Raw genomic sequence first — 10,409 nt, forward strand, 5'->3', positions numbered from 1 at the left:
TGATGCTTGGAGAAAAAATCATGGTTGTAAGTGACAGTAAGCGTTTCATCAAAAAACTCGACAAATCCTTTACTATCAAGTGCGAAGAATCTAACTCCGAAAAATCACATACACCTCAAAAATGGCGATCGCTTGACATTCCTAAACTCCAAAACTTTAAAGACAACTGTTCCGTTTTACACAATCTAGTTGATTATGTCTTTAGGGTTTTTACATAACTAGGACTTACGCATCGTACATAAGTACTATACGTAATTTGGGTATTTCAGGCATGTTTAGCACCTAGCGATGTCTACGACGGGCTACGCCTACGCAAATATGCAAGTAAATCAGGGTTATGCGAAGCGCCTGAAACGACCAAATATAATAATTCACATTATGGTTAATTTGTACAGTGCGTAAGTCATAATAACTTGCAAAAATTTGTACAGAAAGCTCTAGATGAAGAAAATGCCGATTGATAGGATTAATCAATAGCCGCAGCTACGCCCGTTGTAGACATCGCTTTTCATCCTGTACCAAGAGCCAAGGAATTTAGTCACAAAGGCTAGAAAAACTTATCATGGGTTAGATGGCCATAATCTTAAAAATAAGTAAGATTACATACTGGTGAATCCGTCAAAATCCTTTTGTAATGGAGTGTCGAAATGACATTAGCCAGTCCTCCACAAACAAAGCCTTTAACAGATGAAGAATTACGTAAGATAAACGCCTACTGGCGTGCAGCTAACTATCTTTCGGTTGGGCAGATATATCTACTCGACAATCCGCTACTCAGAGAACCGCTAAAGCTGGAACACGTCAAACCCAGGCTCTTAGGTCACTGGGGAACAACACCAGGGCTGAACTTTATCTATGCTCACCTGAATCGGGTCATCAAAAAATATGACCTCAACACCATCTATATTGCTGGCCCAGGTCATGGAGGCCCTGGACTGGTAGCCAACACCTACTTAGAAGGCACTTACACTAAGTATTATCACAACATTTCCCAGGATACAGAAGGAATCCAAAAACTCTTCAAACAATTCTCTTTCCCGGGTGGTATTCCCAGCCACGTTGCACCGGAAACCCCTGGTTCCATCCACGAAGGCGGGGAACTAGGTTATGCCCTCGTCCATGCTTTTGGTGCTGCCTTTGATAACCCTGACTTGATCGTTGCTGCTGTTGTGGGTGACGGCGAAGCTGAAACAGGTGCTTTAGCAACTAGCTGGCATTCTAATAAGTTTCTTAACCCCGTGCATGATGGGGCTGTACTGCCGATCCTCCACTTGAATGGATATAAAATTGCTAATCCAACAGTACTGGCACGGATCAGCCATGAGGAATTAGAAAGTCTATTTGTAGGCTACGGCTACAACCCCTACTTTGTCGAAGGTGACGATCCCGCAGATGTCCACCAGCAGATGGCGGCGACTCTAGATATAGCGATCGCCGAAATTCAAAGCATCCAAAGAGAAGCCCGCGTACACGGTTACACCAAACGTCCCCAGTGGCCAATGATTGTCTTGAAAACCCCCAAAGGTTGGACAGGGCCAAAGGAAGTAGATGGTAAAAAAACCGAAGGTTCTTGGCGATCGCACCAAGTTCCCTTTGGCAACATAGCCAAACAGCCAGAACATCTGAAACTCCTAGAAGATTGGATGAAGAGTTACAAACCAGAAGAACTCTTCGATAGCAACGGCACACTGATTCCCGAATTAGCAGAATTGGCTCCCAAAGGTCATCGACGCATGGGTGACAATCCCCACGCTAACGGCGGTCTTTTGCTTTGCGACCTGAAGATGCCGGACTTTCAAAAGTATGCTGTAGATGTTCTCAAACCAGGGCAAGCGATCGCTGAAGCTACCCAAGTTGCTGGAAAATTCCTCCGGGATATCATGCAACTTAACCAAGAAAGCCGCAATTTCCGCATTGTTGGCCCCGATGAAACGGTATCAAATCGCTTAGGCGCTGTGCTAGAAGTCACAGACCGGGATTGGGCAGCCCAGATCCTCCCGGAAGATGACCACCTTTCCCCCGACGGTCGGGTGATGGAAGTTCTCAGCGAAACTAATTGTCAAGGATGGTTAGAAGGCTACCTCCTCACAGGACGCCACGGGTTTTTCTCTTGCTACGAGGCGTTCATCCACATCATTGACTCAATGTTCAATCAGCACGCCAAATGGCTGAAAACGACCAGACATATTCCCTGGCGTAAACCAATTGCTTCCCTCAATTATCTACTCACCTCCCACGTTTGGCGGCAAGACCACAACGGTTTCTCCCACCAAGACCCCGGTTTTATTGACCATGTAGTTAACAAAAAAGCAGAAATCGTTCGCGTGTATTTGCCCCCTGATGCCAACACTCTGCTATCAGTAACTGACCATTGTTTAAGAAGCCGCAACTATGTCAACGTCATCGTTGCCGGAAAGCAACCAGCATTGCAATACCTAAATATGGATGCTGCTATCAAGCACTGCACCAAAGGCATTGGTATTTGGGAATGGGCAAGTAACGACCAAGGCGGCGAACCAGATGTAGTGATGGCTTGTGCTGGGGATATTCCCACCTTAGAAACTTTAGCGGCTGTGGACATTCTGCGCCAGCACTTCCCTGAGTTAAAGGTGCGGGTAGTGAACGTAGTCGATTTGATGACACTACAGCCAAAAAGCGAACATCCCCACGGTTTGAGCGAAAAAGACTTTGACACCATTTTCACCACCGATAAACACATTATCTTTGCGTTTCATGGCTATCCTTGGCTGATTCATCGCTTAACCTATCGTCACACCAACCACGATCAGTTGCATGTGCGTGGCTACAAGGAAGAGGGAACTACTACCACCCCCTTTGATATGGTTGTTCTTAACGAGCTTGATCGCTTCCATTTAGTAATGGACGTAATTGATCGCGTACCAAAACTAGGATATAGGGCAGCTTATGTCAAACAGCATTTGCAAGATAAGCTAATCGAACATAAGCACTACATTCAGGAGTACGGTGACGATATGCCGGAAATTCGGGACTGGAAGTGGCCCTATTAACAAAAGTTAGAGGTTTAAGTCCCTTTGCCTAAGAAGGGCAGAACGTTTTGTGTCGGGGTCTAAATAAGAGTCACAAAACGTAATTGCGAACTTGTACTGAGCTTGTACTGAGCTTGTCCTGAGCTTGTCCTGAGCGTAGCCGTTGGCGCAGCCTCTCGTAGAGAAGGGCGTAGCCGTTGGCGCAGCCTCTCGTAGAGAAGGGCGTAGCCGTTGGCGTAGCCTCTCGTAGAGAAGGGCGTAGCCGAAGTATTGCGAATTGGTTTAATAGGAGGACTTACGCAAACAATAGCCGAAACCCTTATTTTCAGGTAGGGGCAATTCATGAATTGCCCCTACAATGTGTAGTTTTGCGTAAGTCCTAAATAGGAAATAAGTGAAAAGAGGCAGAGAAGAAACTCTTCTACCTGCTTTTTCCTTTTTTAGGACTTACGGGACTACCAAAAAAATAAACGACCAGAAAAAATAAAAGCAAGTTTGCTAAGTTCCTATATTAAATTCGGGCAATCGTTGATTGAATTTGGGCAGTCGTTGATTGAATTCGGGCAGTCGTTGATTGAATTCGGGCAATCGTTTATTAAATTCGGGCAGTCGTTGATTGAATTTGGGCAGTCGTTGATTGAATTCGGGCAGTCGTTGATTGAATTTGGGCAGTCGTTGATTGAATTTGGGCAACCTCCAATAATTTATATAAAGCCATTTAATATTTTTGTATAAATAAATCAACTGGTCGCGGCGAGGAGCATTGGTGTCAACTTAAGCTAAAAATCGCTTATCTGTTGGCTTCCACGCCCGCCCAGAAATGAATTTCAGCGGCTCATAGCTAAAGTCTACTGAAGTAGACTAAAGATTTTTCGGATTATTTAGTCATCTTTTGATGACTTTCGCTATTAGCAAGGAACTTCAGTTCCTTGCGGACATAGCTTTTACGTTAAGTTGACACGTATGGGCGAGGAGTCCCCTACTATACCTTTATGTTAGTGGCGCAATGTTCGCCGATTATGTCATTGGTCAATAATAATTAGTATTATTTAACACTAAAAACTGCGTATAACTACTAATGACTAATGACTAATGACTAATGACTAATGACTAATGACTAATAACTAATGACTAATGACTCGAAATCCTCCGGCTTGAAGCCGGGGGATGAGTTAATTAATGCATCAACTGCTACCCACCTTCATGGTTAGCGCTAAGATAGCTATGTATTTTTTGGAAGTATAAATATGGCTCAGACTTTTTATGTAAATCCAGTATCAGGCAAAGATACCAACTCAGGTACTCAACAAGCCCCTTTCAAAACTATTACGCAAGCCCTTAAGGTATCTACAGATAACACCAAGATTCAACTAGCAGAAGGTAATTACAATGCTGCTAGCGGTGAAGTCTTTCCGCTAACGGTTCCATCTGGGGTGACAGTGGTGGGTAATGAAACCAATAAAGGCAATGGTATTTTGATTGAAGGGAGTGGTAGCTATTTGAGCCGTACTTTTGCTGCTCAGAATGTCACATTTGTGCTACTGGATAAAGCCGAAGTGCGGGGAGTGACTGTAACAAATTTGGCTAGCCGTGGTAGTGGTGTCTGGATTGAATCAACTGCTCCTACTGTTGCTAATAGCACCTTCACCAAGTGTAAGCGGGAGGGAGTATTTACTACAGGTGATGCTAACCCAGTTATTCTAGGTAATGTGTTCAGTGAAAATGCAGCCAATGGGATTGCGATCGCTAAAAATTCCAAAGGTCAAATTCTAGATAATACTTGCTTAAAAACAGGTTTTGGCATTGCCATTAGTGATACTGCATCACCCACCCTTCGAGATAACAAAGTTTACGAAAACCGTTCTGGAATTGTCATCTCTGGCAGCGCTCGTCCTGTATTGCGTAATAATGTCTGCGAAAATAACACTGACGATGGTATCACAGTAATCGGAACTGCTCTACCGGATATCGGCAGTACCAATAACTTAGGAGGCAATACTCTACGCAATAACGGTAAATTTAATTTGCAAAATGCCAGTTCCAACAAGCTGGTTTCTGTGGGAAATAAAATAGATACGTCTAAAGTCACAGGAAACGTAGAGTTTGCAGATAGTTCAGTTCCGACACCTACTCCCACTCCAACACCTACTCCCACCCCAACACCGACACCTACTCCCACTCCCACTCCCACTCCCACACCGACACCTACTCCCATCCCAATACCTACTCCGACACCGACACCCACGCCCACTATAGAATTAACCGATATTACGAATCATTGGGCAGGTGGCTTTATTCGGGAATTAGTCAAATTGGGGATAGTTAATGGTTTTCCCGATCGCACATTTAAACCGGATGCTACGATGACACGGGCGCAATACGCGGCATTACTGGTAAAAGCTTTCAACCCATCGCCAAACCGCCCCGCGATCAAATTCAAAGATGTACCAGCAAACTTCTGGGCATCGAAAGTAATTCAGCAGGCATATCAAGGTTCATTTCTCTCTGGTTTTCCTGACAATACCTTTGCCCCCAACAAAAATATCCAGCGCGTGCAAGTAATTGTCTCCCTAGTAAATGGATTGGGGTTATCTGCTGATAGTGCAACCGCTACTAAAACTTTTGATGACCAAGCAAAGATTCCTGAATATGCCAAGGATGAGGTAATAAAAGCTATAGACAAAGGAATTATCGTCAATCACCCGAACCTCAAACAACTCAATCCTACCCGCGATGCTACACGCGCTGAGGTAGCGGTGATGGTCTATCAAGCCCTGGTAGACGCTGGACGTGTAGCGGCGATTGACTCGCCTTATATTGTTGCTTAATTGGTAAACTAATTTGTTTTGCAAAATTGCATGATTTCTATAGGGGCAATTCATTAATTGCCCTTACAAAAAGGGTTCTAAATTAAGCAGAGCAAATTCATACTTACAGCTATCGTTCTTTTTGCTGGCGTTCTTGTTCGGCGCGTTGACGTTCTTGTTCGGCGCGTTGACGTTCTTGTTCAATCTGTTCCACAGCCCACGGTAACAAATTACCAGCTTGATCCCACCAGCGTAACCAATAACCAGTGCGAGCTTCTTTTGTTCCTTGCCAAGTTCCCAAAAATAAGCCCATTACATCAATCCAATGACGACCATTTTCGTCGGGTTGCTTTAACTCATAGCGTTGATTCTCCAGTTGATAATATTCTAATAAACCGCCATCGGGGTCAAAAATTATGTAGATGGGAACCTGCAAAATTTGCTCGTAGAAAAACCATTTTCCTGGTGGATAAGTTCGCTTTACCGAATATTCTCCACCCTCGGTATCCGATAGAAATTCCATTACAATCGCGGGGATATCACCTTCTAAATTCGGTGTATAACTTTTACGATCGCCCACAACTTCATTAACCGATGGAATATAAACCCAGTCAGGTGCTTTAATTATAAATTGCTCATTGACAGTCGCACAAAGACCAAAATTTGAGGCTATCAACATCTGGGGTTGGATGAATCCGCTGATTTCTAAGCTTTCACGCAAAGCACCAGCCAAAATTGGCTGACCGGTATTCTCCACTGGTTCATCCTCTAATTGAAAATCTTTGGGTAAGGCTTCCCAAGTTATTACTAGTTTATTTGACGATTTGGCTTCGCCCAGTTGGGTTGCCATAAACACAGCATGAGTGTAAGTTTATTGTTCAATTTTATCAACATCCATAGGACTTACGCAGTGAAAACCTGAAACCTCGATCCCCCCTAACCCCCCTTAAAAAGGGGGGGATCTGAAAAGCCCCCAATTTATCGGGGGTTGGGGGATCTCTTCTGCGTAAGTCCTAATCCATTGCAAGGCTGACAAGCTAATGCCAGATTATCCAGTTCTTCTGAACCATTAACAGAGCGTGGGAGGATATGATCAATAGAAAATTGAAATTGTGAACAAAACTTCACCTCAATAGCGCCTTATCTCACGTTGGAGAATTTTTTCTCAAATTGTGAGTTAGTTTGGCGAATCAGAATAAGATGCTTGTTAGTAGAAGAAGTTAAATATTTTATGTCTCGCGCATTCGCCTTTAGGCGTTCCCGCAGGGTAGGCGTAAAGAAGAGTAGCAAAGGAACAATTTTTGAAAGCGTATCTTGAGCGTAGCTCCCGCGATTTTTTGTTACTAAGGTTATTTCACTTATTAAGGATGATTGAAAAATGAATAGAAAATTTTTAACAATAGGAACTTCAGCCATTTTAACAACTGTTATTGGGGGGATTTGTGTTAGTAGTTTATTTGATTGCCAACTACCTGCTATTGCTAAAAACCCTCAAAAATTTGAGCCTAATTTACTAGGTGAGAATACTAAAGAAATAAAATCAAGTATTCTTATTGCAGAAAATTCGGAAGAGCAAAACCGGATTCAGCTATATGAAAAAGCTAGTCAATCTGTAGTTGCGATCGCCACTGGTTTCGGACATGGTAGTGGTTTTATTGTGAGTCCAGATGGTCTAGTTTTAACTAATGCTCACGTTGTCGAAGATAGTTCTAAAGCTGTTGCAGTAGTACTGGCTGATGGCAAACAAGTCTTAGCTGATGTGGTTGGTTTTGCATCTGGAGGTTTAGATTTAGCCGCACTCAAGATTCGCAATCAAAAAAATCTGCCTTATCTGCGTTTAGCTACTCCTGGTTCAGCACGAGTAGGTTAATCTGTCTATGCTATTGGTACTCCCCTGAGTCTGGAATTGCAAAATACTTTGACCTATGGTATTATCAGTCGCATTGATACAAAATTGGGCTTAATCCAACATGATGCAGCGGTGAATCCCGGCAATTCTGGAGGGCCACTGCTCAACTCTAATGGGCAAGTAATTGGTGTCAATAGTGCCATTTTTAATGATACCAAAATTAAAAGATTTATTGGCATTAGTTTTGCAATCCCTACAGAATTAATTCAGCCTTTTTTAGTAGCTGTAGAACAAGGTAATGCTCAGTTAGCAAGTGGGCGTCAACAACCCAGTAATAGTCAAGATACGGATTTCCCGTTGAATGGTCAAGTTTTACAAGCGAGCCTGAAAAATGGCGATCGCACTTTACCAAATAATAGCTATTTTCACACTTATGTGTTTGAAGGTAAAGCAGGTCAACAGATAACTATTGAGATGGATAGTCAGCAAATAGACTCTCACTTATACTTACTGCTTCCTGCTAAAGAACGACTAATAGCACAGAATGACGACATTTCCCCAAAGGATTTTAATGCTCGATTGACTGTTACCTTACCAGAAAATGGTATCTACTATCTGTTGGCTAACACTTTTGAAGCAGGAGAATCTGGTAGTTACAGTTTACGCGCAGCGATATCTCAGCAGTAATTTATTTTTACTTGGTGAACTATTGGGTATAAATAAACATACTCAGATCCCCGACTTCTCAAAGAAGTCGGGGATCTATCTCCTGAGTATTTTATGCAGGGCTATTTCGTTCTAGACATAAACCGCCCAGAACTGAAGTTCCGGGCTAATAGTCCAAGTCCACTAAAGTGGACTAAGAAAGACTTTTAGTCCACTTTAGTGGACTTTTGCTATTAGCCTCAGAATTCATTCTGAGGCGGGCTAGATGAGAATGAAATAGCCCTGCTTTTAGCTTCATACCAATTTAAAAAATGATTGCAATTTCAAACATCCTCTTAGCTCATACTTTCCGCCAAATCTAAAATCCAAAATGGGATCAATTGCAAGAGTGCAATTGTAATTTACAGAAAAAGTATAAGTGAACCTATTTCCCAATTTAAATGGCAAAATGAGAGTACGTAGACACAGACTTCTACATACTTATTTGAATGAATTATTTATTTTTCGCAAAATGCTGATGAAGATTAGTATAAAATCCCTCCGCAGAAAGCCTATCCTTCCACAGTTTTCGGCACTCCTGCTGCAAATCTAAAAATTCTTGGTCTGAAATATTGCTATGGAATTCAGCTACTTTCTCTGCAATCTGTGGTATTTCCTTCTCATCTATCCATACGCAATATTTTTTCCAGTCAATTATAGAATCGTCAGGTAAAACACAGTCTGTATCAATAAAAATTGGAATACGACCACAACTGAGGATTTCATATAGTCGAATGGAATAGTTTGCAGAACCACGACAGCACAAAATGTAGTCGCTCTCGACCAGATTTTTCACATATTCATCACGAGCCTTCTGTCTTGGCTCTATATCTTGTGTACTTAAAAATACTAATTGGTCTCTGATGATCAAGTTTGTATTTACTAAAGAGGGGTTTTCTGCAAGTACTTTCAGAGCCTGACTACGCAAAATTTGTCCTTTGTAAGGCGAAACTCCAAGCTCTAATGATTTGGTTAACATCACCCCGTGAAATAAAACCGTTTTCAGTTTCTTTTCCCATGAATCCGTTACTGCTAGTCCACAAAATCCAACAACAGGTTTCTCAGATTTATGCCTGAGAGACATTTGGCCTCCTAAATATTCTTCAACAAAATCTTCATTAAAAGAAGGCATAATCATATCCTTTTGCCTCTTTTTCGACCGATATACTGCCATCCGCATTACTGTTGCATTTTTGACAGGAATTTCTTCGGCGCAACAATCACCTGCGAAAAAAATAATTAATTCTTTGCCGCTATTAGCTACTTTTTCTGCAAATTCAATAGATAGACTTTCTGCTTCTTTATTAATTTTACTTCTCCAACTCTCGCCTCTGATCATTCTCCAGTTTATAGGCATGACAACTAAATCAGCTTCCTTTAAGGAAGTCATTTTAAAAAGGGAATTACTTATATCTATATACTTGCCATACAATCTAGACCAAGGGTATTTTTCACTAGGGATAAATTCTGTCCAAAAGGGATAAAGCATTGGAACTGGCTCCATTCCTTTAGGAAGATAGTTTCTCTCAGAATAGATATTTAATTGCATATAGGACTCCGATTTGATTTCTGAAAACATACTGAGACTGAAAAGCCCGTTTTCTCAGGGTTTTATCTGAAATCTTGTTCAAAAATCAGATATGAGTCCTATATAACCTGAGTTTTGACTAGTTGAATAAATAATTGACATACTTCACCAAAAATTTAATTAATTTAAAACAATCTTTGGTGAAATTGATTTTTATACTAATCCTTTGTAAAAATATACGCAATTCATGGAGTTTAAAGCTAATTTAGACTCAATGAATTAACGTTCTTTTATGTCTCTGGTGAGATAAAAATGCTCTTATCGCGCATTTCTTACTTGTGAGAAATGCGCGATAAGCATCACAATACTGATCTACCACCGTGATGATGGAAGTAGCCGTTCCAGAAACCGGAAATACAGGAAGCAACACCAATTCTTAGAGGTTCTAAAGCAGAAGACTTGCTAAAATTTGCCGGAACCTGGCAAGGGGATGATTTTGAGGAGTGCTTGCA

The 10,409-nt window shown here is 41.8% G+C and carries 6 protein-coding genes and 1 pseudogene; 4 read left to right on the forward strand and 3 right to left on the reverse strand.

Annotation, left to right across the window (positions count from 1 at the left end; translation table 11 throughout):
* The 3 genes from LC574_RS09990 to LC574_RS10000 form a co-directional block, all read left to right on the forward strand.
* A partial coding sequence (locus tag LC574_RS09990) for a hypothetical protein (RefSeq protein WP_229453381.1) occupies positions 1-218 on the forward strand: 218 nt, incomplete at its 5' end.
* A gap of 429 nt (positions 219-647) precedes the next feature.
* Entirely contained in the window at positions 648-3,029 is a 2,382-nt protein-coding gene (locus tag LC574_RS09995; protein WP_229453382.1) for a phosphoketolase, read from the forward strand.
* A 1,226-nt stretch (positions 3,030-4,255) separates the two neighbouring features.
* Positions 4,256-5,836 carry a DUF1565 domain-containing protein gene (locus LC574_RS10000; protein ID WP_229453383.1) on the forward strand — a complete coding sequence of 527 codons (1,581 nt, stop codon included), beginning with the start codon at positions 4,256-4,258 and terminating at the stop codon, positions 5,834-5,836.
* Positions 5,837-5,945: 109 nt separating this feature from the next.
* Here LC574_RS10000 and LC574_RS10005 read toward each other — a convergent pair whose 3' ends face one another.
* Positions 5,946-6,665 carry a Uma2 family endonuclease gene (locus LC574_RS10005; protein WP_229453384.1) on the reverse strand — a complete coding sequence of 240 codons (720 nt, stop codon included), beginning with the start codon at positions 6,663-6,665 and terminating at the stop codon, positions 5,946-5,948.
* Positions 6,666-6,793: 128 nt separating this feature from the next.
* Positions 6,794-6,943 (reverse strand): HNH endonuclease, encoded by a 150-nt coding sequence (locus tag LC574_RS10010; RefSeq protein WP_229453385.1) that lies wholly within the window; start codon positions 6,941-6,943, stop codon positions 6,794-6,796.
* 250 nt (positions 6,944-7,193) lie between these two features.
* Between LC574_RS10010 and LC574_RS38955 the strand changes: the two are divergent.
* A pseudogene (locus LC574_RS38955) lies at positions 7,194-8,351 on the forward strand (trypsin-like peptidase domain-containing protein).
* Positions 8,352-8,823: 472 nt separating this feature from the next.
* Here LC574_RS38955 and LC574_RS10025 read toward each other — a convergent pair.
* Complete coding sequence (locus tag LC574_RS10025) at positions 8,824-9,918, reverse strand: exostosin family protein (RefSeq protein WP_229453386.1); 1,095 nt, start codon at positions 9,916-9,918, stop codon at positions 8,824-8,826.
* Between the last annotated feature and the right edge of the window lie 491 nt (positions 9,919-10,409).

Source organism: Nostoc sp. CHAB 5715 (genome assembly GCF_020829685.1).
GTDB lineage: Bacteria > Cyanobacteriota > Cyanobacteriia > Cyanobacteriales > Nostocaceae > Nostoc.